Raw genomic sequence first — 22,232 nt, forward strand, 5'->3', positions numbered from 1 at the left:
GATGTGATGGCATTGGTGGTGGCGGTACTGGCGACGCTCGCCGCTGGTGCCGCCGTGTTCGTCGCCTTCCAGGCGCTGCGGGGCGTGCAGCGCGCGGTGGCCGGCGCCGCCGGCCTGCTCGCCGCGTATCAGCTGGCCGAGGCGCGCGCCGACGCCGAGCGGGTCTGCGCGTGGGCGGTCAGCGAGCGGGAGACGTTCGAGAAGATCATCACGCGGGGTGTGGTCGGCGCCGCGATCCGCAACGCCGGCCAGACGCCCGTCTACGACCTGGAGATCGTGTTCCGGGACCCGCCCGCCGCCTGGACGGCGATCAGAAGGGTCCGGATCGTGCCGCCGGCCGAGCAGCCCGAGGTGTACGCCGGCTTCGACGAGGAGAACACCGACGGGCCGGTCGAGCGGGACCGGATCAACGAGGACGGGACGATCCGGCTCGCCCCGTCCGCCGACATGCACGTCGAGCTGCGCTTCACCGACAGCCGGGGCCGCCGCTGGCAGCGCGACGACAAGGGCGTCCTCAACCAGGTCGGCGAGAACGTCCCCCGCGCCCCGGCGCCGGTGGAGACCTCCTAGAGGCTCGCCGCCGCGGCGATCGCGGCGCCCCGGGCGCCCGCCATGTCGCGGTCCGGCACGAGGGCGAACGTGGCGACCGCCGCCTGCTCCTCGCGCAGCAGCGTGTACTCGCGCACCCGCGCCAGGAACCACTCGCGGAAGTGTGCGGCGGCCTCGACGACGCCGCCGCCGACGAAGTAGCAGTCCGGGTCGGTGAAGTTCGCCGCGATCGTGAACAGCCGCCCCAGCCCCATCGCCTGCTGGTCGAAGATGCGCAGCGCCAGCTCGTCGCCCTGCTCGGCGAAGGACCGGACCTGCTTCGCGGCGGCCTTCACCGAGTCGGCCCGGTGCAGCGGGTGGTCCGGGAAGCGGGTCAGCCAGTACGGCAGCAGGTTGCGCACGATGCCGGTGAGGGAGCTGACGCTCTCCACGTCGCCCAGGAACCCGCAGCCGCACGACGGCAGCGGCTGCCCCTCCTCGAGCAGGCCGTGCATCGGGATGTGGACGTGGCCGAGCTCGCCGGCCATCCCGGCGGCGCCCTTGACCACGTTGCCCTGCTCGATCACGCCGCCGCCGAGCCCGGTGCCGACGATCGCGGACACCGACGACCGCTGCGCCGCGTCGGCGCCGAAGTGCACGTGGTGCGCGTAGAGGGCGGCGGCGTTGCCGTCGTTGTTGTAGATGACGGGCAGCCCGAGCCGCTGCTCCAGGGCGCCGCGGAAGTCGAAGCCCCACCAGGCCTGCTGGGAGAAGTTCGTCGAGCCCTTCGAGGAGATGACCCCGCCGGCGGTGGCCGGGCCGGGGGTGTCGAGGCCGACCGCCGCGACCCGCGACCGGTCGGTCTTCGTCACCGCGAGGATGTTGTCGAACGCGCCGGCGAGGGCCTCGACCGCGACCGCCGGCCCTTCCAGGACCCGGCTCGGGACCTCGACCAGACCGTCGACCAGGAACGCCCCGTCGCGGGAGAGCACGGTGGCGTTGTTGGCGGTGCCGCCGTTGTCCAGGCCGACGACGACCCAATCCTGCGCGCCTGCATCGAGCACTGTGCTCATCGGTCCAGCTCCTGGGGGAAAGAAACGAACGTAAGCGGCGAACACGGTACCGCACCCCGTACCCGCGCGGGTCCGACGATCGTTTGGACCCTTGTGGTGATGGTGCAGGAGCGGCAAGCGCACCGCACCGTCAGCAAACCGGCGCACCGCGTGGCGGCGGTGGCGCTGTTCGCGGCCACCCTCGCCCAGGGCCCCGCGGGCGGGTTCGTCTATGACGCCGCCCGGTACTTCGACGGCTCCCTGGCGCTGTTCACCGGTGCCGGCGTCGTCGCGGAGGGTGACCTCGGCTTCCGCGGCGTCCTGACCACCGCGGTGTACGCTCCGGCCGCGCTCGCCGAGCACCTGGTCACCGGCGCCGGCCGGTACGCGGTCCTGGCGGAGAACGCCCTGCTCGTGGCGGTCGTCGGGGCGTTCCTGCTGCCCCGCATCGCCCGGCCCCGCGGCACCGGCGGGCACCCCGCGGCCGTCTGGCTGTGCGCCGCGCTGACCTGGCTCGTCGCGGCGAGGTTCGCGCCGTTCCCGCTGATGGACCTTCCCGCCGCCGCGGCGTTCCTGACCGCCGTGTGGCTGGCGCGGCGCGAGCCGGCCCGCTGGACCCTGCCGCTCGCCGGGCTGGCCGCCGGCGTCACGCTCAACCTGCGGCCCGCGTACCTGCTGCCCCTGGCGGCGCTCGGCGCGGTGGTCGCGGTGACCCGGCGCCGCCCGGCGGTCTGGTTCGCGGCCGGGCTCGCCGCCGGCTCCCTGCCGCAGATGGCGTTCAACGCGCTGCGCGGGTTCGCGCCCGGGCCGGTGCCGCCCGGCACCGCCGGCCTCGCCGGGTTCCAGGCCGGCTACGCCTCGTACGTCGTCCGCTACGACACGGTGACGACCGGCGGGGCGCCGCAGCAGTTCTTCTGCCACCCGTCGATGGCGTCGGCGGTCGCCGGCGACCCCGTCGACTCCACCGGCGGCCTCGTCCGGGCGGTGCTCGGCAACCTGCCGGAGTCGGCGCTGTTCCTCGTGGAGAAGGTGGCCGCCGCGCTCGCCTGGTCGTGGTCGACCCCGTACAGCACCCGGGCGGCCGCCGAACACTACGACCTCGCGGTCCCAATTGTCCTGATCGTCGTGGCCGGGATCGGCGCCGCGTGCCGCACCTCCGGCGCCCGCCCGCTCGCCGTCCTCGCGGCCGGGACCGCCGGCTCCCTGATGACCTCGGCGACCGAGGCGAGGTTCGCGCTTCCCCTGATCCTGCTTGCTGTCGCGGGCTGTGGCCTGCTGGTTCAGGGGCCACGGCTACAGGCTGGTGAACGACACCTTTCCTGGTACAGTGTCGCGGCCGTGCTGTTCGCGGCGGCCGTGCTGTTCGCCGCTGCGGCGGCGGGCCTCGCACATCCGCTGCCGCCGGGGGCAGCGACCGCCGCAACCTGCGCCGCGAACAGGTGATCCGGCGCGACCCACCCGGCACCCGAGCCGTTGGGCGGTGCAGTGAGCACGACACTGGACGCGACACGCGACCCCGCCGCTGGTCCGGGTGATCCACCCGTGACTGACGGTAGTCGCCCGGAACGTGGCGCAGCGCTCGCGCCCGTCCTGTCCTTCCTCCCCCTGGCCGTCGGCCTCGCCGCGGTCGCCGTCCTGCTGCGGTACTACGGGGTGGCGCTGCCGACCACCCTCGCGTTCGCCGGCTGGCTCACCGCCGGGGTCGTGCTGCCCGGCCTGCTGCTGTGGCGGACGCTGCTGGGCCGGTCCGGCTGGCTCGTCGCCGACGTCGTCGCCGGCGCCGCGGTCGGCTACGTCGTCGAGGTCCTCACGTACGTCGCCGCCCGCGCCGCCGGGGTGCCGCTGCTGGTGCTCGCCTGGCCCGCCGGGATGATCGGCGCGTCCCTGCTCGTGCCGCGCCTGCGCAAGGCCTGGCGGGGCTCCGGGGAGCGCGCCCCCGCGCTGTGGTCCTGGTCGATGCTGGCCGTCGTCGGCGTGTTCTGCCTGCGCAGCATCCGCATGTTCCGCTCCCACGGCCTCGGCTGGCCCGTCACCGGCCCGTTCGACGCCGACACCCCGTTCCACCTGGCGCTCATCGCCGAGGCGAAGCAGCACATGCCGATGCAGGCGCCCTGGGTGTCCGGTGAGCCGCTCGTCTACCACTGGTTCGTCTACCCGGAGATGGCCGCCACCAGCTGGGTGACCGGCATCGACCCGCTCGCGCTGCTGGTCCGGCTCACCCCGCTGCCGATGTTCGCCGGGACGCTGCTGCTCGTCGCGGTCCTCGCCCGGCGGATCGTCGGCCGCTGGTGGACCGGCCCGGCCGCCGCCGTCGTCACGATGCTCGTCCTCGCCCCCGACCCGTACGGCTGGCCGCACCCCGACGGCTGGTTCGGCTTCGGGCCCTACGAGGACGGCTCCGTCTACCGCCTGATCGCCTGGACCAGCCCGACGCAGACGTTCGGCGCCCTGCTCTTCGCCGCCGTCGTCCTGCTCCTGCTCGACATCTTCGGCGGCGCTGAAGATGTCGAGCAGGGCGGCTCCGCCAAGGGCCGGTGGGCGCTGTTCGTGCTGCTGCTCGCCGGGCTCGCCGGGGCGAAGGCGCCGTACCTGCCGCTGCTCACCGGCGCGCTCGTCCTCGTCGTCGCCGTCCAGCTCGCCGCCCGCCGCGGCCTGAACCGGCCGGCGCTGCTCGCGACCGTCGTGACCGGCGTGCTCACCGTCGCCTCGACGGTGTTCCTGTACGGCGGCGGCGCCAACCAGAGCCTCGTCGTCGAGCCCCTGGCGACCATGAACGGCTTCGCGACCGTCGCCGGGACCTGGACCGGGTACACCGGCCCCGGCACCCCGGCCGCGCACGCCTGGGTCGCCGCCGCGATCACCGTCCTGTGCTGGCTGTTCATCTGGGGCGGAGCCCTCGCCCTCGGCCGGCGGGTCCTGGACGCGCCGGTGCTGCTGCTCGCCGCGATCGGCGCCGGCGGCATGGGCGGCGTGCTGCTGTTCGGGCACCCCGGCGGCTCCCAGTCCTACCTGATCGTGTCCGCCCGGCCGTACCTCGCGCTCGCCGCCGTCGCCGGGCTCGCCGCGATCGTCGGGACGATGACGTGGGCGCGCGGCGGGGTCCTCGCGCTCGCCGCGGTGGCCGGCACCACGGTCGTCTTCCTGCTGCGCACCGTCGACGGCGCCCCGCCGGCGGGGAACCGGCTCGGGTGGGAGCTCAGCCGCCCGTACGTCGTCCTCGTCGCACTCGCCGTCGTGGTCGTCGCCGCCGGGCTGATCCGCCGCGACGGGCGGATCCTGGCGGTGGCGATCGCGATGTGCGCCGGGTTCGGGCTGTCCACCGCCTACGACCAGACCGCCGTCGTGGTCACCGACACCGCCCGGGGCGGCTGGCGCGCCGTCCCCCGCTCCGAGCAGGTCGCGCTCGACGGCCGTACCAGCGCCATCGACCGCGACACGTGGAACGCCGGCCGCTGGCTGCAGAGCCACGCCGCGCCCGGCGACCTGCTCGCCACCAACGCGCACTGTTTCGGGGTGACACCCGTCGGCGGCATGTGCGACAACCGGCGGTTCGCCCTCGCCGCGGCGAGCGGCCACCGGGTCCTCGTCGAGGGCTGGGGCTTCACCAACAGCACGTACGAGCGGGCCGCCGCCGACGGGGTGCTGCCCTGGTTCGCCGCCTTCTGGGACCCCGCGCGGCTCGCCGAGAACGACGCCGCGTTCACCGACCCCGGCCCCGCGACGATCGGGGTCCTCCGCGACCGGTACCAGGTCCGCTGGCTGGTCGCCGACACCACCGCCGGACCGGTCGGCGACCTGGGCGCGCACGCCCAGGAGCGGTTCCGGGCCGGCAAGCTCACGGTCTATGAGGTGAAATGAACGATCTCGCCGCCCACCACGCGCCGCTCGCCGGCGCCCTCACCGACGCCGTCCGGCGGGTCATCGACAGCGGGTGGTTCGTCCTCGGCCGGGAGGTCGCCGGGTTCGAGGAGGCGTTCGCCGCCTACTGCGGGGTCCCGCACGCCGTCGGCGTCGCCAACGGCACCGACGCGATCGAGCTCGCCCTCGCCGGGGTCGGCGTCGGCCGCGGCGACCGGGTCGCCCTCGTCGCCAACGCCGGCGGCTACGGCACCACGGCGCTGCTCGCCCTCGGCGCCGAACCCGTCTACGTGGACGTCGACGAGGACACCGCCACCCTCGACCCGGCGCTGCTGGACCGGGAGACGTTCGACGCGGTCCTCGTCACGCACCTGTACGGCCGGCTCGCCGACATGCCCGCGATCCTCGAGGTCGCCGCCCGGCATGGCGCGCCCGTGGTCGAGGACTGCGCGCAGGCCCACGGCGCGTCCCGGGACGGCAGGCGCGCCGGCTCGTGGGGCGACGCGGCCGCGTTCAGCTTCTACCCGACGAAGAACCTCGGCGCGCTCGGCGACGGCGGCGCCGTCGTCACCGCCTCCGCCGAGGTGGCCGAGCGGGTGCGGCGGCTGCGGCAGTACGGCTGGGACCGCAAGTACCACCAGGTGACCGGCCCGGCCCGCAACAGCCGCCTCGACGAGGTACAGGCCGCGGTCCTGTCGGTGAAGCTGCCGCACCTGGACGGCTGGAACGCCGCACGGGTCGCGGTCGCCGCCCGGTACCGCGACGCGATCCGGCACCCGAAGCTGACCCTGCCGGAGGTGGCGGCGCCCGGGCACGTCGGCCACCTGTACGTGCTGCGCAGCGCCGACCGGGACGCGCTGTCGGCGCACCTGCGCGCGCACGGCGTGGCGCACGACGTGCACTACCCGCTGCCCGACCACCGCCAGCCGGTGCACGGCGACCGGTTCGCCGGGCTCGAGCTGCCGGTCACCGAGCGGCTGTGCGCCGAGGTGCTGAGCCTGCCGTGCTACCCGGAGCTGCCGGCGGAGCAGATCGACCGGGTGGCCGACGCCGTGAACGCGTTCGGCAGCGAGGCTTGACGTGCCCGGGTTCGAATCCGGCGACACCGGGAAGAAGGACTGAGCCGTGTACTCCCTGATCGTCCCCGTGTACCGCAACGAGGACACCATCCACGACCTGCTCGCCGCGGTCGGCGACCTGCACGACGCGCTGGGCGGTGCCCTCGAGGCGGTCTTCGTCGTCGACGGCAGCCCCGACCGGTCCGCGGAGCTGCTGCAGTCGCTGCTGCCCGCGCAGCGGTTCCCGGCGCGGCTGGTGCTGCTGTCGCGCAACTTCGGGTCGTTCGCCGCGATCCGCGTCGGCCTGCAGCACGCCACCGGCGAGTACTTCGCCGTCATGGCCGCCGACCTGCAGGAGCCGCCGGAGCTCGCGCTGGAGTTCTTCCGGACCCTCGCGACCGACGAGTTCGACGTCGTCGTCGGCACCCGCGAGGGCCGCGCCGACCCGCTCGGCAGCAGGATCGCGTCGAAGCTGTTCTGGGGCCTGTACCGGCGGATGGTCGTGCGCGAGATGCCCAGCGGCGGCGTCGACATGTTCGGCTGCAACCAGGCGTTCCGCGACTGCCTCCTCGCCTGCGAGGAGGCGAACACGTCGCTCGTCGCGATGCTGTTCTGGCTCGGGTTCCGCCGCAAGCAGGTCGCCTACACCCGGCGCGCCCGCATGAGCGGCAGCTCCGGCTGGACGCTGCGCAAGAAGGTCACGTACCTCATGGACAGCGTCTTCGCGTTCACCGACCTGCCGGTGCGGCTGCTGATGGCGGCCGGGGTGCTGGGGCTGCTGGTGTCGGTGGTGCTCGGCGCGGTCGTGCTGTCCGCCCGCCTCGCCGGCCTGTTCGACGTGCCCGGCTACGCCGCGACGATCCTCGTCGTGCTGTTCTTCGGCGGCGTGAACGCGCTCGGCCTCGGCGTCGTCGGCTCCTACGCGTGGCGCGGCTACGAGAACACGAAACGCCGGCCCCTCGCCGTCGTGGCGCGGGACATGCAGTACGCGGGCGCGCAGAAGGTCGTGGTCCGGCAGGGAGGACAGCGCTGATGTCGTACTTCACCCACCCCAACGCCCTGTGCGAGAGCACCGCCATCGGCGCCGGCACCCGCATCTGGGCGTTCGCGCACGTGCTGCCGGGCGCGCGGATCGGCGCCGACTGCAACATCTGCGACGGGGTGTTCGTCGAGAACGACGTCGTCGTCGGCGACCGGGTCACCGTCAAGTGCGGCGTGCAGCTGTGGGACGGCGTGGCCCTGGAGGACGACGTGTTCGTCGGCCCCAACGTCACGTTCACCAACGACCGGATGCCGCGCAGCCGCCAGTACCCGGAGGCGTTCGCCCGCACGACGGTCGAGGCCGGCGCGTCGATCGGCGCGAACGCCACGATCCTGCCGGGGGTCACCATCGGCCGGCACGCGATGGTCGGCGCCGGCGCCGTCGTCACGCGGTCGGTGCCGCCGTACGCGATCGTCGTCGGCAACCCGGCGCGGCTCACCGGCTACGTCGACGCCGCGCCGGTGCCGGCGGAGCCGCACGACACCCCGACCGGCGAGCGGGTCAACGGGACCAAGGTCCGCGGGGTCACCGTGCACCGCCTCGACTACGTGCACGACCTGCGCGGCAACCTGTCGGTGGGGGAGTTCGAGCGGGACATCCCGTTCCCGGTGAAGCGCTACTTCATCGTCTTCGACGTGCCGAACGAGAAGGTCCGCGGCCAGCACGCGCACCGCGAGTGCCACCAGTTCCTGATCTGCGTGCGCGGGCGGTGCAGCGTCGTCGCCGACGACGGGGTGTCGCGGCAGGAGTTCCTGCTCGACAGCCCGGCGACCGGCCTGTACCTGCCGCCGATGACGTGGGCGACGCAGTACCGCTACTCGCCGGACGCGGCGCTGCTGGTCTTCGCGTCGCATTACTACGACGCCGCCGACTACATCCGCGACCACGCGGAGTTCGTCTCAGCCACCTTGGAGATGGGCCAGGACGGCTAGGACCCGCCGGTTGTCGTCGTCGGACACCGGCAGGTCGAGCTTGCCGAAGATGCTGGCGATGTGCTTGCCGACGGCGCTGTCGCTGAGGAACAGCTGCTTGCCGATCGCGGCGTTGGAGCGGCCCTCCGCCATCAGCGTCAGCACCTCCCGCTCCCGCGGCGTCAGCGTGCCCGTCGCCGGCGACGGCCGGGCGACGAGCTTCGCGATCACCGTCGGGTCCATCACGGTCCCGCCGGCGGCGACCCGGCGGACCGCGTCGACGAACTGGTCGGCGTTGAACACCCGGTCCTTCAGCAGGTACCCGACCGCGCCGGTGCCGTCGGCGAGCAACTCCCGCGCGTACAGCTGCTCCACGTGCTGCGACAGCACCAGCACCGGCAGGCCCGGCACCTCCCGGCGGGCGGCGAGCGCCGCCTGCAGCCCCTCGTCGGTGAAGCTCGGCGGCAGCCGCACGTCGACGACCGCGACGTCCGGGCGGTGCTCCAGCAGCGCCGCGAGCAGCGCCGGGCCGGTGTCGACGGCGGCGACGACCTCGAAGCCGTGGCTCTGCAGCAGCAGGACCATGCCGTCCCTCAGCAGGTAGAGGTCTTCGGCGAGGACAACACGCACGGCAGCTCCAGCGTCGCGACGGTCGGCCCGCCGGGCGGGCTGTGCAGGGTCAGGGTCCCGTCGAAGGTACCCAACCGGCGTTCGATGCCGCGCAGGCCGGTGCCCCGCGACGGGTCCGCGCCGCCGGTGCCGTCGTCGGCGACCACGACCCGCAGCAGCCCGTGCTCGTGGCCCAGGTCCACGGTGACCTTCGCGGCGCCGCCGTGCCGGGTCGCGTTCGCGATCAGCTCGCTCACCGCGAAGTAGGCGGCCGACTCCACCGGCGCCGGCGGCCGGCCCGGCAGCGTCCCCGTGACGGTCACGTCGGCGGCCGTGTCGGTGCGGAGGTCCAGGGCGAGGGCCCGCACCGCGTCGGCCAGGCCGCGCTCCGACAGCACCGGCGGGTGGATGCCGCGGACCAGGTCCCGCAGCTCCTCCAGGGCCGCCGCCGCGGTCTCCTTCGTCTGCCTGACGAGGCGCTTGGCGGCGGCCGGGTCGGTGTCCATGAGCCGTTCGATCGCGCCCAGGGTGAGGCCGACCGCGATCAGCCGCGCCTGCGCGCCGTCGTGCAGGTCCCGCTCGATCCGGCGGACCTCGGCGGCCTGCGCGTCGACGGCGTCCGCGCGGCTGCGCGTGAGCTGCTCCACCCGGCGGCGCAGCGCCGCCTCGCGGGTCGGGCGCAGCAGCAGCGCCGTCCACCGCGCGTGGACGGTGACGAGCTGCCCGGCGGAGGCGAGCGCGACCGCGACGAGGCACACCCCCATGATCAGGCCGGCGGTCCGCTCCCCGTCCCACGCGCCGTACCAGGCGGACCACTCCGCGCCGAACACGGTCGTCCACAGCCACGGCAGCGCCAGGCCGAACGCGCCGTAGACCCCGGCGGCGACCGGCAGCCCGAGCAGCACGACGGTGACGACCGGGTCGACGGCCAGCCACACCAGGTCCCGCCACGACGCGACGTCGTGCCACAGCCACAGCCAGCGGGCGTTGAACCCGGCCATCGACTCGGTCTTGTACAGGTTGTTGCGCACCTGCAGCATCCCGTCGGGGCGCCGGTGCGGGCGCAGCTCCGGCTCGTACGGGCGCGGCACCTCGACCCCGCCCCACAGCGCGAACTGCCGGCGCAGGTTCGCCAGCCAGCGGAAGTGCGAGACCGCGAGGGGGATCGTGAAGACGAACCCGAGACCGAAGCCGAGCGTGAAGCAGGCGAGGCTGAACGCCAGCAGCACCACCTCGAGCGCGGCGCAGCACACCAGCAGCCCGGCCCGCCCCCACGCCAGGAGCCGCCGCTGGGTGCGCGCACCGCGGGTCAGCTTCCTGGCCGCCCGGGCCGGGTCCATCGGCGTCAGCATCCACGCCGACCACACCCCCACGGCACGGACCGTCCACGGCGCCACCAGCAGCCCCACCGGCACGAGCGCGAGGACGACGAACGGGAACAGCAGCTGCCACGTCAGGTCCCGCTTCGTCGCCGGGTCCTTCATCAGCCAGTCGAGGCGCTGGAAGAACCGCGGGAAGCGCGGCGTCTTGTAGAGGGTCGCGTCGTGCCGGTACATGCCGTCGGCGTCCGGCTCCGGGTCCGCCGGCGGCGGCCGGTACGGCTCCGGCACCGCCCGCCCGGTCCACGCGGCGAACATCGCCCGCCACCGGTTGGTCAGGCGCCGCCCGTACAGCACCGGCGGCGGGATCAGGAAGACCAGGCCCAGCAGGACCCCGGGGAACATCATCACCAGCGACAGCAGGAACTGCACGAACACGACGACGGCGACACCCAGCAGCACCCCGCTGCGCGTCACACCTCTCACCCAGGTCATGCCGACCAGTCTCGGGTCACGGTCCGCCTCCCACATCGGCCCTGGCCGCCGTCTCCGGGGTGGGGCTAGGTGCACCCCCGTCCGGTGCCCAGCGTCATTCTGCCCGCCGCCCCGCTTCCGCACGATCGACGGCATGGCAGTCATCGAGGTCCACCAGTTGCGCAAGCGCTACGGCGACCGGCACGCGGTCCGGGACGTGTCGTTCACCGTCGAGCGCGGCGAGATCTTCGGCGTCATCGGCCGCAACGGCGCCGGCAAGACCACCACCGTCGAGATCATCGAGGGGCTGCGGCCCGCGGACGGCGGCACGGCCCGCGTCCTCGGCCTCGACCCCCGCGACCCGGCGCTGCGGGAGCGGCTCGGCGTGCAGCTGCAGGAGTCGCGGCTGCCGGACCGGATCCGGGTCCGCGAGGCCCTGGAGCTGTTCGCCTCGTTCTACCGCGACCCCGCCGACCCGGCCGCGCTCCTGGCGTCCCTGGGCCTGGCGGAGCACGCGAACCAGCAGTACAGGCGGCTCTCCGGCGGACAGCAGCAGCGCATGTCGATCGCGCTGGCCCTGGTCGGCTCGCCGGAGGTCGCGGTCCTCGACGAGCTCACCACCGGACTCGACCCGCACGCCCGCCGGGAGACGTGGCGGCTCATCGAGGACGTCCGCGACCGAGGCGTCACCGTGCTGCTCGTCACCCACTTCATGGACGAGGCGGAGCGGCTCTGCGACCGGATCGCCGTCATCGACGCCGGCCGCACCGTCGCCGTCGACACCCCGGCCGGGCTGAAGGGCCGCGCCGACTCGCTGGAGTCCGCGTTCGTCTCGCTCACGTCCCCGTTGGAGGGTTGATCATGCGTACCCTGGCCCGGCTCACGATCGTCGAGACCCGGCTCATGCTCCGGGAGGTGACGCCGCCGCTGTTCACGGTCCTGCTGCCGGTCGCGCTGCTGCTCGTCTTCGGCTGGTCGCCCGGCGCCCGCGTCCCCGACGCGGCGCTCGGCGGGCACCGCGGCATCGACACCGTCCTGCCGTCGATGTCGGTCATGGTGTCCCTCGCCATGGTCGCGTTCTTCATGCTGCCGGTGGTGCTCACCACGTACCGGGAGAAGGGCATCCTGCGCCGCTTCGCGACGACCCCGGCGAGACCGTCGGCGATGCTCGGCGCGCAGGTCCTCATGAACGGCGCCGTCGTGCTCGTGTCGACCGCGCTGACCCTGGCCGTCGGCGTGACCCTGATGGACATGCGGCTGCCGGACCTGGCGCTGGTCCTGCCCGTGCTGCTGCTCGGCGTCCTCGGCCTGTTCCCGGTCGGGCTGCTCGTCGCCGCCGCGGCCGGCAGCGCCAAGACCGCGACCGGCTGGGCCTTCGTGCTGTGGTTCCCGTCCGCGTTCTTCGCCGGCCTGTACGTGCCGGCCGAGCAGCTCCCGCCGGTGCTGCGCCGCATCGGCGACTGGACGCCGCTGGGCGCGTTCCGGCAGGCGGTCCAGGCCGCGTGGGCCGGCGACACCCCACGCCCGCTGCACTTGGCCGTGCTCGCCGCCACCTGCCTGATCGCCGGTGGCCTGTCCGTCCGCCTGTACCGTGCCAGCTAACCGACACTGCGGTGACGCACGGTGACCACTATGATCGGCGGGACAAGGGGGTGGCTGGTGCAACCAGTGGCAGAGGCGGTCGTCGATCTCGACGCCGTGGCGCACAATACGCGGCTCCTGTCCGGTCTTGCCGCCCCGCGGGCCCAGACGATGGCCGTCGTCAAGGCGAACGGGTTCGGTCACGGAGTGCTACCGGTCGCCCGTGCGGCGCTGGCCAGCGGCGCCACCTGGCTCGGCGTCACCTCCATCGCCGAGGCCCGCACGGTGCGCGACGGCGGGATCGGCGCGCCGACGCTCGCCTGGCTGTATGGCACCGGCGACGACTTCGCGTGGGCGGTCCGCAACGACGTCGACCTGTCCGTGTCGACGCCGCGGCACCTGGCGGCGATGCCGGCCGGCGCCGCCGTCCACCTCAAGGTCGACACCGGGCTGACCCGCAACGGGGTCGCCTGGGCCGACTGGCCCGACCTGGTGGCGCGGGCCGCCGACCTGGAGCGGCGCGGCTCGATCCGGGTCCGCGGGATCTGGTCGCACCTCGCCTCCGCCGACGACCCCGGCAACCCGTCGGTCGCGCTCCAGCTCGAACGGTTCGAGGAGGCCCTCGCCGTCGCCGCGAAGGCCGGCCTGGAGCCGGAGCTGCGGCACCTCGCGAACTCCGCCGGGATCGTCGACCTGCCCGCCACCCACTACGACCTCGTGCGGGCCGGGCTCGCGCTGTACGGGGTCGAGCCGATCGACGGGGTCACCGCCGGGCTGCGGCGGGCGATGACGCTGCGGGCCCGCGCCGTCAACGTCAAACGCGTCCCGCCCGGCACCGGCGTGTCCTACCTCCACCAGTACGTGACGGACCGCGACACCACGATGGTCCTGGTCCCGGCCGGATACGCCGACGGGGTGCCGCGCCTGCTGAGCAACCGCGGCGCCGTCGCGATCGGCGGCCGGCGGTGCCCGATCGCCGGGCGGGTCGCGATGGACCAGTTCGTCGCGGACGCCGGTGACCTCGACGTCGCCCTCGGTGACGAGATCGTGCTGTTCGGGCCGGGCGACGGGGCCGAGCCGACCGTGGAAGAGTGGGCGGCCTGGGCGCAGACCAACCCGCACGAGATCTTGACGGGCATCGGCGCCCGCGTCCCGCGAACGTACATCGGTAAGGAGCACGTGCATGGCTGATCCTCGCGTCCGCGTCGCCGTCGTTTTCGGAGGGCGCAGCGGCGAGCACGAGGTCTCGTGCAAGTCGGCCCTGAGCATCGTGCGGTTCCTCGACCGGTCCCGCTACGACGTGGTGCCCGTGCGCATCACCCCCGGCGGCGCGTGGGTCTTCGGCCCCGACGCCGGGTCGCCGGAGGCCCTCGACCTGGAAGGGCTGCTCGACCTGACCAAGGAGACCGACGTGCCGGCCCTCGCGAGCCTCGCCGAGGCGATCGGGACGCTGCGCGAGTGCGACGTCGTCTTCCCCGCCATTCACGGCCCGTACGGCGAGGACGGCACGATCCAGTCCGTCCTGGAGATGGTCCGCCTGCCGTACGTCGGCAGCGGGGTCTTCGCCAGCGCCGCCGGCATGGACAAGGAGTTCACCAAGCGGCTCCTCGTCGCCGACGGCCTGCCCGTCGCCGACGGCGTCGTGCTGCGCGGCGGCACCGGCACCGTGACGCCCGCCGAACGCGAGCGGCTCGGGCTGCCCGTGTTCGTCAAGCCGTCCCGGGCCGGGTCGAGCCTCGGCGTGTCCAAGGTCGACGACTGGACCGAGCTCGACGACGCGCTCGCCGAGGCCCGCGCCAGCGACGCGAAGGTCCTCGTCGAGGAGATGGTGCACGGGCGCGAGGTCGACCTCGGCGTCCTGGAGCACCCCGACGGCTCCCTGCAGGTCGGGCCGCCGCTGGAGATCAGCTTCCCCGACAAGCACGAGTTCTTCGACTACGAGGCCAAGTACCTCGACCCGACCACCATCTTCGACATCCCGGCGAAGCTGGAGCCGGCGATCATCGAGCGGCTCCAGGACCTCGCGGTGCGCACGTTCCGCTCCCTCGAATGCCGGGGGCTGCTGCGGGTCGACTTCTTCCTGCGGTACGGCACGGAGCCGGTCATCAACGAGGTCAACACGTTCCCGGGCTTCACCGCCGTCTCGCAGTACCCGCAGATGTTCCGCGTCGCGGGGCTGGACTACCCGGCGCTGCTCGACGTCCTCATCGCGACGGCACTGGCCCGGCAGCCGAAGCCCGCGCTGGGGTCCTGAGCCGTTCCGGGGCGGTGGCAGTGGGGCGGCCTCGATACGATGGCCGTCCCATGGTGTCGACGTGTGTTGTGACGGGTCGACGGGCGTTGTGACGGTTTGTCCGACGGTTCGTCCGACGGCTTTAGGAGGCAAGTGCCGGTGACGTACCCACCAGCTGGAGATCCGCAGCAGCCCTACCAGCCGCCGTCGCCGCAGCAGCCCTACCAGCCGCCCGCGCAGTACCAGCCGGCGCCCGGTCCGTACGAGCCGCCCGCGCAGTACCAGGGCTACGACCCGACCGGCCAGTTCCAGCCGCCCGCGCAGTTCCAGCCGCCTACCGGGCAGTTCCAGCCTGCTGGGGCCGGTGGTCAGCAGTCCGGGTCCGGCAAGTGGGTGCTGCTCATCGCCGGCGCGTTCCTCGCGCTGCTCGTCGTGGTCGTCGGCGGCTGGTTCTTCGTCCAGCGGGTCCTCGTCGACTCCCCGACCGACGTGACCGAGCGCTACCTCGACGCGGTCAACGACCGCGACCGCGCCGCCGTCGTCGACATGGTGTGCTCGTCCGAGCGGCCCAAGGCGCTCCGGGGCAACGACTACGTCGATGACGACGACGATGACAAGACCACCATCGACTGGAAGATCCTCAGCGAGACCAAGGGCCGCAACTCCGCCGAGGTGCGCGCGCGGGTGACGCTGCACGACCCCGACTCGGACCGCACCCAGTCGGTGAACATCTCCGTGACCCTCGTCAAAGAGGACGGCGACTGGATGATCTGCGGCGTCCGCACGGACGACTGACCTGCCGTCCTCGCCGCCCGCCCGACGACTGACCTGCCGTCGCGCCGCTCGCCCGATGACTGACCTGCCGTCCTCGCCGGCCGGCCACGGCCCGTTCGCGGACCGTGGCCTTGCGGGAGGGTCAGAAGGAGAGGCCGGTCAGCCGCTCGTACACCTCGACATATCGCGAACGGGTGCGCTCGACGACATCGGCGGGGACCTCCGGACCTGGCGCCGTCTGGTCCCAGCCGGCGTCGCGGGACCAGTCGCGGACCGACTGCTTGTCGAAGGAGAACTGGGTGCGGCCCGGCTCCCACTCGTCGAGCGGCCAGAAGCGGGACGAGTCGGGCGTGAGGACCTCGTCGGCGAGCAGCAGGGTGCCGTCGGCGGTGCGGCCGAACTCGAGCTTGGTGTCCGCGACGATGATGCCGCGCTCGGCGGCGATGTCGCGGCCGCGGGAGTAGACGCGCAGGGTCAGGTCGCGCAGCTCCTCCGCCTGCTCCTTGCCGACCTGCTCGACCACGTCGTCGAACGTGATGAACTCGTCGTGCACCCCGACGGCTTCCTTCGTCGTCGGGGTGAAGATCGGCTGCTCCAGGCGGTCGGCCTCGACCAGGCCGGGCGGGAGCGTGACGCCGCTCACCGCGCCGTCGCGGACGTACTCCTTGAGGCCGAGGCCGGTCAGGTAGCCGCGGGCGATGCACTCGACCTGCACCATGTCGAGGCGCCGGCAGCGGATGGCCCGGCCGGCGAACTCGGCGGGCACGTCGGTCGCGGACAGCACATGGTTGGGCACGATGTCGGCGAGCTGCTCGAACCACCACAGCGACAGGCGGGTGAGGACCGCGCCCTTGTCGGGGATCGGGGTCGGCAGCACCACGTCGTAGATCGAGATGCGATCGGACGCGACCAGGATCAGGTCGTCGCCGTCGAGATAGACGTCGCGGACCTTGCCCGAATGCAACAACTTCACGTCCGCCAGCCTAACGTCTAGACTTCCATCGATCTCAGGGGTGCGGCGACCCCTCCGTTGTGGTTGCCCGGAGGAGCCCTGTCATGCCGCAGACCCGTCGCCAGCTCATCGTCGCCGGCGCGCTCGGCACCGGTGCCGTCATCCTCGGCCCCGGCGTCCGCGCGTCCGCGGCCGTCGTCAGCGCGGACCTCGTCGTCTACGGGGCGACGCCCGGCGGACTCGCGGCGGCGATCCAGTTCCGCCGGTCGGGCGGCACGGCCGTCGTGATCGACCCGGGCATGCACGTCGGCGGGATGACCACCGCCGGCCTCGGCGCCACCGACACCGGCAACACGGCCGCGATCGGCGGGCTGTCGCACGAGTTCTACCGCCGCGTGCACGCCAGGTACGCCGGCACGCCGGTCACGCCGACGTCGCCGGCGCGGTTCAAGTTCGAGCCGCACGTCGCCGCCGCCGTCTTCGCCGACCTCCTCGCCGAGGCCGGCGTCACCGTCCAGCTCGGCCGGAAGCTCGCCACCGTCACGAAGGCCGGCAACCGCATCGTCGAACTGTCCACCGAGGACGGTCAGGTGTACCGCGGGCTCATGTACGTCGACGCCAGCTACGAGGGCGACCTGATGGCGAAGGCCGGCGTGGCGACGACCCTCGGGCGCGAGGGCAACGCCGCCTACGGCGAGAGCATCAACGGCGTCCAGCTGCGCGACAAGCACCAGTTCGTCAAGCCGGTCGACCCGTACGTGACCCCGGGAAACCCGGGCAGCGGGCTGCTCCCGGGCGTCTCCGCCGCGGCCCTCGCACCGAACGGCACCGCCGACGACCGGATCCAGGCGTACAACTTCCGCATGTGCCTGACCAGGGCCGCGGACCGGCTCCCGTGGCAGCGCCCGGCGGGCTACGACGCGGGCCGCTACGCGCTGCTGCTGCGCTACATCGAGGCCGGCTACACGGGACCCTTCTTCAACACGGTCGACGTCGGCGGCGGCAAGACCGACTCGAACAACGACGGCGCCTTCTCCACCGACCACATCGGTGCTTCGTGGAGCTATCCGACGGCCTCGTTCGCGGCGCGGGACACGATCGTCGCCGACCACCGCACGTACCAGCAGGGCCTGATGTGGTTCCTGGCCAACGACCCCCGCGTCCCGGCGACGATCCGCTCCGCCACGGCGGCCTGGGGCCCGGCACCGGACGAGTTCTCCGCGACCGGCTTCTGGTCGCCGATGCTGTACGTGCGGGAGGCCCGCCGGATGGTCTCCTCGTACATCATGACCGAGCACAACTGCCGGGGCGCGGCGACCGTCCCCGACTCGGTGGGCCTCGCCAGCTACACGATGGACTCGCACAACTGCCAGCGCCTCGTCGTCTCCGGCGTCGCGAAGAACGAGGGCGACGTGCAGGTCGGGGTGCCCGGCCCGTACCAGGTGAGCTTCCGCTCGATCGTCCCGGTGGAGACGCAGTGCGCGAACCTGCTGGTCCCGGTCTGCCTGTCGGCGAGCCACATCGCGTACGGCTCGATCCGCATGGAACCCGTCTTCATGGTCCTCGGCCAGTCGGCGGCGGTGGCGGCCCGGCTCGCCCTGACGACCGGCGTGCCCGTCCAGCAGGTGAGCGTCTCCACGCTGCAGTCCCTGCTCCGCGACCTGGGCCAGCGCATCGACATCTCCTCCAACTCGGAGGTCGTCATCGACTCCCACGGCACCGGCGTGACCCGCGCCGGCACCTGGCTCCCGAGCACCTCGATCGCCGGCTACTACGGCAGCGACTACGAGCACGACAACAACACCGCGAAGGGCGTGAACCGCCTCCGATTCACCCCGTCACTGCCGTCGTCGGGCGCCTGGACAGTCCAGCTGCGCTGGACAGCCCACACGAACCGGGCCAGCAACGTCCCGGTCGACGTCGTCCACACCGGCGGCGTCACCACACACACCGTCGACCAGCGCACCTCCGGCGGCCAATGGGTCCCCCTCGGCACCTTCCAGTTCACCGCCGGCAGCGCCGGCTCGGTCCTGATCCGCACCGAACAAACGAACGGCTACGTCATCGCCGACGCCGCCAGATTCGTCCGCGCCTGACCCACGGCACCCGACGGCTTGGACTTCTGCCCGCCAGTGCCCGCGCCACCACTGGCGAACTCGTCTCGCCCCCGCTCTCGTCTCGGACCCGCCTGATCCAACCCGCCCGATCCGACCCGGCCCGATCCGACCCGGCCCGATCCGACCCGGCCTGATCCGACCTGGCCTGATCCGACCCGCCTGATCCGCACTTGCCTGGTCCTCGCAAGGCAGGCCAACGGCTAGGTCATCGCTCCAACGGCCAGGTCATCGCCGCCGGGTTCATCCGCACGCGACCGCTGCCGGGGTCCGTCCGTGCCTGGCCATCGGCGGGTTTGTTCGCGCCCGACCCGCGGTGACCAGCGGCTGGACTTCTGGCCGCCGGGTGGGCCTGCCTCCGCGGGCGAGTTCGTCCTGCACCCGCTCGTCCCGGACCCGCCAGATCCCGCACGCCAGATCCCGCACGCCAGATCCCGCACGCCAGATCCCGCACGCGTGGCCCGCACCTGCTGATTCGCGCCTGCCTTCGATCCGCGCCGGGCAGAACTCGCACCCGGGCAGAACTCGCGCCGGCCTCCGATCCGAGCCGGGCAGAACTCGTTCCTGCCTGATCCGCCCAGGCAGGCCAGCGACCCGGGACAGACTGGCCGCCCAAGGCAGACCGGCAGCCCGAGGCAGGCTAGCCACCCGGGACAGACCAGCTGCCCGGGACAGACCAGCTGCCCGGGACAGACCAGCTGCCCGGGACAGATCAGCCGCCTGAGGGCCGACAAGCGGCCACGTCATCCTCGACGCCGCCGGGTTTGTCCGCGCGTGGCCGCGCGGCGGACCCGGCCGGGCCGTGGTCACGCCGCTGGCGGCTGGACTTCCTCGCTGCTGGTGGGCACGGCTTCACGTCCTGGCGGGCACGGCTTCGACCGCTGGGTGCCGGGGTGACCGCTGCAAAGCAACCCTACCCCCACCCGAAAAATTGATCTCCGGGGTCGTGACGGACCGTAGTTTCCGGGCTTTCACCAGGGGTGGAACGGCGGGGGAAGGCGTTGCGGACCGTGACGGAGGTGCTACGGGTTCTCGTCGTTGCGGGTTTGTTCGGCGAGGAAGCGCTCCAGCTCCGCGCCGATCTCGTCCGCGGTCGGGAGGGGGGCGGGGGAGTCGGCCAGGAGGTTGTTGCCCTGGCGGCCGCGGGTGTACGCGTCGTACTGCTCCTCCAGCGCCCGCACCAGCGACGCGGCCTCGTCGGCCTGGGCGATCTGCACGTCGATCTCGGCGCGGACCGACTCGGCGGCGGTGTGCAGCTCCTCGGTGGGCAGCTGCAGGCCGGTCGCCTCGGAGATGCAGGCGAGCAGCTTCTCGGCCGCCGAGGGGAACTCCGCCTGCGCCACATAGTGCGGCACGTGTACGGCGAAGCCGAAGGCGTCGCGGTCCTGCTGGCCGATGCGGAACTCGAGGAGGTTGCCGACGCTGCCGGGCACCTGGACGCGCTGCAGCCACGGCTCGAACCCGGCGATCAGGTCGCGGCTCGTGCCGTGGGCGGTCACGCCGGTGGGGCGGGTGTGCGGCACGGCCATCGGGATCGCGGTGAGGCCGACCGTCGCCCGCACGTCGAAGCGCTCGATCAGCTCGATGACCGCCGCCGTGAACCGCTCCCACTGCAGGTCCGGCTCGGGGCCGTCGAGCAGCAGGAACTCGGTGCCGGTCGCGTCGCGCAGGACGCGCAGGAGCAGGCGCGGCTGCTCGTAGTGCTCCCAGTGGTCCTCGACGAACAGCATCGCCGGGCGCCGGCTGCGGTAGTCGTAGAGCTGGTCGAGGTCGAACGTCGCCACCGTGCGCGGCGAGCCGATCGTCAGCAGGTGCTCGCGGGCGAGGCGGCTCGCGTTGCCGGCGTCGACGAAGCCCGTCAGCGCGTGGACGAGCACCGGCCGGTCGACGGCCGGCGGGTCCTCGGTGAGCGTGTAGAGCTCGCTGGGGTTGAGCACCGGAACGCAGCCTCCTTGAACAACGATTGCAAGAAACGCAACTCGCGGGTGCGCTCGATCATTCCATCCCGGCGGACCAGGGATTCGTGAGGATCGCGTAGACCAGCTCGTCGACGGCCGGCGCCAGGGACGTGAATGACGGCCCGGCGCCCGTGTACGGGTCGGAGACCTGCAGCATCATCTCGTGCACCCCTCCCACCAGCGCGATCGCGAGCAGCTGGGACAGCTCGGGGATGGCCGGGTCGGCGGCCCGCGCCGCATCGACCACCTCTACCAGCGTATCGGCGAATCGGCGCTGCATCTGCTGCCGCAGCCGGTACGCCTTCGGGCCGGCCGCCTGGATCTCCACGAGCAGCGTGCGGGTGACCGCCGGCATGCTCTCCAACGCGTTCAGGTACGCGGTCACCCCGTCGTTGACCATGGCCTTCCAGCTGTCGCCGCGGCCACCACCGGCGGCGCTGCGCACGACGGCGAGCAGGTGCACGCAGCCCTGCTCGTACAGCGCCATGAGGCACGACTCCTTGTCGGTGAAGTGCTCATAGAACGTGCGCTTCGACACCCGCGCGTGCATGACCACGTCGGCGATCGTCGTCGCCGCGTAGCCCTTGTCCGCGATCGCCGCCGCCAGCCCGCCGGTCAGCGCCTCGCGGACCTCCTCGGCGGTTCTCGTGCTCGTCATGCGCCTGCCTCGGCCTTTCGCCAGAATGTCCGTGGGTGTTAGTTTGCCTGGTACTGGACGGTACCGCCGACGGGAGGCCCACGGTGCAGCACAGCTTGTCCGGCCAGGTGGTGCTCATCACCGGTGCCGCCAGGGGGATCGGGGAGCACACCGCCCGCATCGCGGCCGCCCGCGGCGCGAAGGTCGTCCTCGCCGGCCTCGAACCCGACCGCCTCGCCGCCGTCGCCGCCGACCTCGACGCGGCCTGGTTCCCCTGCGACGTCACCGACCAGACCAGTCTGGCAGCCGCTGTCGAGGGCGCCGTCTCCGCCCACGGCCGCATCGACGCCGTCGTGGCCAACGCGGGCGTCGCCAGCCGCGGCACCGTCGCCACCGGTGACATCGAGGCGTTGGTACGGACCGTCGAGGTCAATCTCGTCGGCGTCATGCGCACCGCCGCCGCCGTCATGCCACACCTCATCGAGTCCCGTGGCTACCTGCTCATCGTCGCGTCGGCGGCGTCGTTCGCCGCGTTGCCGGGGATGGCGCCGTACTGCGCGTCGAAGGCCGGCGTCGAGCACTTCGGCAACGCCCTGCGCCTGGAGGTCGCCCACCACGGCGTCCGCGTCGGCACGGCCCACCCGTCGTGGATCGACACCGACCTCGTCCGCGACGCCCAGGACGACATGCCCACGTTCCGCGAGACGCTGCGCAAGCTGCCGCCGCCACTGGGCTCGACCACGTCGGTGGAGCGCTGCGCCGAGGCGTTCGTCTCCGCCCTCGAACGCCGCCGCCGCAAGGTCTTCGTCCCCCGCAGCGTCGCCGTCGTGTACTGGCTGCGCACCTTCCTCAACAGCCGCCTGTCGGAACGCGTCATCGAACGCCAGGCGCGCACCAGCGTCCCCGCCATGGAGGAGCAGGTCCGCACCCTGCGCCGCGGCTTCGGCGCCAACACCGCCCCCGGCCTGCCCGCCACGGCCGCGCCCGCGGAGCCACCCACCCCGGGCTTCATCGCCGACCGCTACCACCGCTGACCCCCGGCGGCCTTCCACGACGGACCGCCGACGCCCGGCGTGCCCGCGACCTGGACGGTCGCGACCCGGACGGTCGCGACCCGGACGGTCGCGACGCG

At 73.1% G+C, this 22,232-nt stretch carries 18 protein-coding genes and 1 pseudogene; 13 read left to right on the forward strand and 6 right to left on the reverse strand.

All coding sequences use genetic code 11. The features are described 5' to 3' along the window. Positions 1–3: 3 nt before the first annotated feature. Positions 4–570 (forward strand): hypothetical protein, encoded by a 567-nt coding sequence (locus AB0J72_RS28830; protein ID WP_363403918.1) that lies wholly within the window; start codon positions 4–6, stop codon positions 568–570. On the opposite strand, the gene AB0J72_RS28835 is transcribed toward AB0J72_RS28830, so the two are convergent. Further along, a complete protein-coding gene (locus AB0J72_RS28835) occupies positions 567–1,601 on the reverse strand; it encodes an ROK family protein (protein WP_363403920.1) in 1,035 nt (344 codons plus the stop codon). The genes AB0J72_RS28830 and AB0J72_RS28835 overlap by 4 nt on opposite strands. A 99-nt stretch (positions 1,602–1,700) precedes the next feature. Here AB0J72_RS28835 and AB0J72_RS28840 point away from each other — a divergent pair, with 99 nt between their 5' ends. From AB0J72_RS28840 to AB0J72_RS28860, 5 genes are all read left to right on the forward strand, one after another. Then, a complete protein-coding gene (locus tag AB0J72_RS28840) occupies positions 1,701–3,023 on the forward strand; it encodes a hypothetical protein (RefSeq protein ID WP_363403922.1) in 1,323 nt (440 codons plus the stop codon). A 99-nt stretch (positions 3,024–3,122) separates the two neighbouring features. Beyond that, positions 3,123–5,438: a hypothetical protein gene (locus AB0J72_RS28845; RefSeq protein ID WP_363403923.1), complete on the forward strand. Its 2,316-nt coding sequence runs from the start codon at positions 3,123–3,125 to the stop codon at positions 5,436–5,438. Continuing rightward, on the forward strand, positions 5,435–6,517 hold the full coding sequence (locus tag AB0J72_RS28850) for a DegT/DnrJ/EryC1/StrS family aminotransferase (RefSeq protein ID WP_363403925.1): 1,083 nt from the start codon (positions 5,435–5,437) through the stop codon (positions 6,515–6,517). The genes AB0J72_RS28845 and AB0J72_RS28850 overlap by 4 nt, the downstream gene beginning before the upstream one ends. 46 nt (positions 6,518–6,563) lie before the next feature. Beyond that, positions 6,564–7,529 (forward strand): glycosyltransferase family 2 protein, encoded by a 966-nt coding sequence (locus AB0J72_RS28855; protein WP_363403927.1) that lies wholly within the window; start codon positions 6,564–6,566, stop codon positions 7,527–7,529. Continuing rightward, the gene (locus tag AB0J72_RS28860) at positions 7,529–8,470 is read left to right on the forward strand and encodes a WxcM-like domain-containing protein (protein WP_363403929.1); all 942 of its coding nucleotides are present in this window, start codon (positions 7,529–7,531) and stop codon (positions 8,468–8,470) included. The genes AB0J72_RS28855 and AB0J72_RS28860 overlap by 1 nt, the downstream gene beginning before the upstream one ends. Here the strand turns inward: AB0J72_RS28860 and AB0J72_RS28865 are convergent. Then, entirely contained in the window at positions 8,438–9,079 is a 642-nt protein-coding gene (locus AB0J72_RS28865; RefSeq protein ID WP_363403931.1) for a response regulator transcription factor, read from the reverse strand. The genes AB0J72_RS28860 and AB0J72_RS28865 overlap by 33 nt on opposite strands. After that, a complete protein-coding gene (locus AB0J72_RS28870; RefSeq protein ID WP_363403933.1) occupies positions 9,043–10,872 on the reverse strand; it encodes a sensor histidine kinase in 1,830 nt (609 codons plus the stop codon). Before AB0J72_RS28870 ends, AB0J72_RS28865 begins: the two co-directional genes overlap by 37 nt. Positions 10,873–11,005: 133 nt before the next feature. On the opposite strand from AB0J72_RS28870, the pseudogene AB0J72_RS28875 reads away from it, so the two are divergent. The 5 genes and pseudogenes from AB0J72_RS28875 to AB0J72_RS28895 all read left to right on the forward strand — a co-directional run. Further along, a pseudogene (locus tag AB0J72_RS28875) lies at positions 11,006–11,647 on the forward strand (ABC transporter ATP-binding protein); the annotation flags it as partial. Positions 11,648–11,712: 65 nt separating this feature from the next. Next, positions 11,713–12,453, forward strand: coding sequence for an ABC transporter permease (locus AB0J72_RS28880; protein ID WP_363403935.1), 741 nt, complete (start codon positions 11,713–11,715; stop codon positions 12,451–12,453). Positions 12,454–12,510: 57 nt separating this feature from the next. Next, positions 12,511–13,623, forward strand: a complete 1,113-nt coding sequence (gene alr, locus AB0J72_RS28885; RefSeq protein WP_363403937.1) for an alanine racemase — start codon at positions 12,511–12,513, stop codon at positions 13,621–13,623. Next, positions 13,616–14,686, forward strand: coding sequence for a D-alanine--D-alanine ligase family protein (locus AB0J72_RS28890; RefSeq protein ID WP_363403939.1), 1,071 nt, complete (start codon positions 13,616–13,618; stop codon positions 14,684–14,686). Before alr ends, AB0J72_RS28890 begins: the two co-directional genes overlap by 8 nt. A gap of 138 nt (positions 14,687–14,824) precedes the next feature. Further along, entirely contained in the window at positions 14,825–15,460 is a 636-nt protein-coding gene (locus tag AB0J72_RS28895) for a hypothetical protein (protein ID WP_363403941.1), read from the forward strand. Between the two features lie 121 nt (positions 15,461–15,581). Here AB0J72_RS28895 and AB0J72_RS28900 read toward each other — a convergent pair whose 3' ends face one another. Next, entirely contained in the window at positions 15,582–16,421 is an 840-nt protein-coding gene (locus AB0J72_RS28900; protein WP_363404096.1) for a phosphoribosylaminoimidazolesuccinocarboxamide synthase, read from the reverse strand. Between the two features lie 74 nt (positions 16,422–16,495). Here AB0J72_RS28900 and AB0J72_RS28905 point away from each other — a divergent pair, with 74 nt between their 5' ends. Beyond that, positions 16,496–18,487: an FAD-dependent oxidoreductase gene (locus tag AB0J72_RS28905; protein WP_363403942.1), complete on the forward strand. Its 1,992-nt coding sequence runs from the start codon at positions 16,496–16,498 to the stop codon at positions 18,485–18,487. 1,040 nt (positions 18,488–19,527) lie between these two features. On the opposite strand, the gene AB0J72_RS28910 is transcribed toward AB0J72_RS28905, so the two are convergent. Both AB0J72_RS28910 and AB0J72_RS28915 read right to left on the reverse strand, forming a co-directional pair. After that, positions 19,528–20,442, reverse strand: coding sequence for a PAC2 family protein (locus tag AB0J72_RS28910; RefSeq protein ID WP_363403944.1), 915 nt, complete (start codon positions 20,440–20,442; stop codon positions 19,528–19,530). A gap of 58 nt (positions 20,443–20,500) precedes the next feature. Then, a complete protein-coding gene (locus AB0J72_RS28915; RefSeq protein WP_363403946.1) occupies positions 20,501–21,121 on the reverse strand; it encodes a TetR/AcrR family transcriptional regulator in 621 nt (206 codons plus the stop codon). Between the two features lie 83 nt (positions 21,122–21,204). On the opposite strand from AB0J72_RS28915, the gene AB0J72_RS28920 reads away from it, so the two are divergent. Beyond that, entirely contained in the window at positions 21,205–22,134 is a 930-nt protein-coding gene (locus AB0J72_RS28920; protein WP_363403948.1) for an SDR family oxidoreductase, read from the forward strand. The last annotated feature ends 98 nt before the right edge of the window (positions 22,135–22,232 follow it).

Origin of the sequence: Dactylosporangium sp. NPDC049742, assembly GCF_040674675.1 — a bacterium.
Lineage (GTDB): Bacteria > Actinomycetota > Actinomycetes > Mycobacteriales > Micromonosporaceae > Dactylosporangium > Dactylosporangium maewongense.